The sequence below is a fragment of the Streptomyces sp. Ru62 genome (assembly GCF_002920615.1).
Classification (GTDB): Bacteria; Actinomycetota; Actinomycetes; order Streptomycetales; family Streptomycetaceae; genus Streptomyces.
Window position 1 is genome coordinate 1 of the sequence record NZ_PQSU01000087.1, and the last position, 1,286, is coordinate 1,286.

Sequence of the window (1,286 nt, forward strand, 5' to 3'; positions counted from 1 at the left end):
TTCGAAGACGTCGCGGGTGGTCAGGGCGAGCCCGGCGGCGCGGGCCCGGCTGACCAGCTGGATGGAGCGGATGCTGTCGCCGCCGAGCGCGAAGAAGTCCTCGTCCACGCCCACCTCGGTCACCCCGAGGACATCGGCGAAGATCTCGGCCAGGACGCGTTCACGGTCATTGCCCGCCCCCCGCTTGGCCTCCTGCCCCGACAGGGCGGGCCGGGGCAGCGCCTTGCGGTCCAGCTTGCCGTTGGCCGTCAGCGGCAGCGCCTCCAGCACCAGCCAGGACGCCGGGATCATGTAGGCGGGAAGCAGCTGGGCCAGCTCGGCACGGACACGGACCGCGTCCACGCCGGGCCCGGTGAGGTAGCCGACCAGCCGCGGGTTGCCGGACGCGTCGGGCAGCACGGCCACCGCCGCATCGGTCACACCCTCCAGGGAACGCATGACCGCCTCGATCTCACCCGTCTCCACCCGGCGGCCCCGGATCTTGACCTGGTGGTCACGCCGCTCGATGAACTCCAGCTGACCGTCCGGGCGCTGCACCACCCGGTCCCCGGTCCGATACATCCGCGTACCCACAGGACCGAACGGGTCCGGCACGAAGGTCCCGGCCGTGCGGGCGGGGTCGTCCAGGTATCCCCGGCCCACGCCCGCGCCACCGACGTACAACTCACCCGGCACACCCACCGGCACCGGCTGCAACTCGTCCGACAACACATACAGACACGTGTTACGAACCGCCGAACCGATCGGCACCCGAGCGCCCAGTTCGTCCCCGGCCCGGATGACGGCGTGCGTCACATCGTCCGAGCACTCGGTCGGCCCGTAGGCGTTCATCATCGGCACAAGCGGATACCGCTCGTGCCACCGCCGGCACAGATCCGCCGGCAACGCCTCACCCGTCACCATCAGCCACCGCAACTCCGGCAGCTCAGGCGCGGAACCCTCGATGTCCCAGGCGTCCAGCGCCGCCCGCAGCAGCGACGGCACCACCTCCAGGACCGCCACCCGCTCCCCGGCCACCATCGCGAACAGCCCCGACGGATCCGCCGCCAGCTCCCCCGCCACCCGCACCGTCCCGCCCACCAGCAGCGGAGCCAGCATCTGCCACACCGAGACGTCGAACGTCAACGGCGCGTTCTGCACCACCGACTCCCCCGCCACCAACTCCAGATCACCCACCTTCGCCCACAGGTGGTTCACCATCCCCGACCGCTGCACCATCGCCCCCTTGGGACGACCCGTCGACCCCGACGTGAACATCACGTACGCCAGGTCCAGACCCCCACCGA

General features: G+C 71.1%; 1 protein-coding gene. It reads right to left on the bottom strand.

Annotated elements, in window-relative coordinates:
- Positions 1–1,260, bottom strand: a 1,260-nt coding sequence (locus C3492_RS43795) for a non-ribosomal peptide synthetase (RefSeq protein WP_258056268.1), incomplete at its 3' end; no start/stop codon positions are given.
- Positions 1,261–1,286 lie beyond the last annotated feature (26 nt).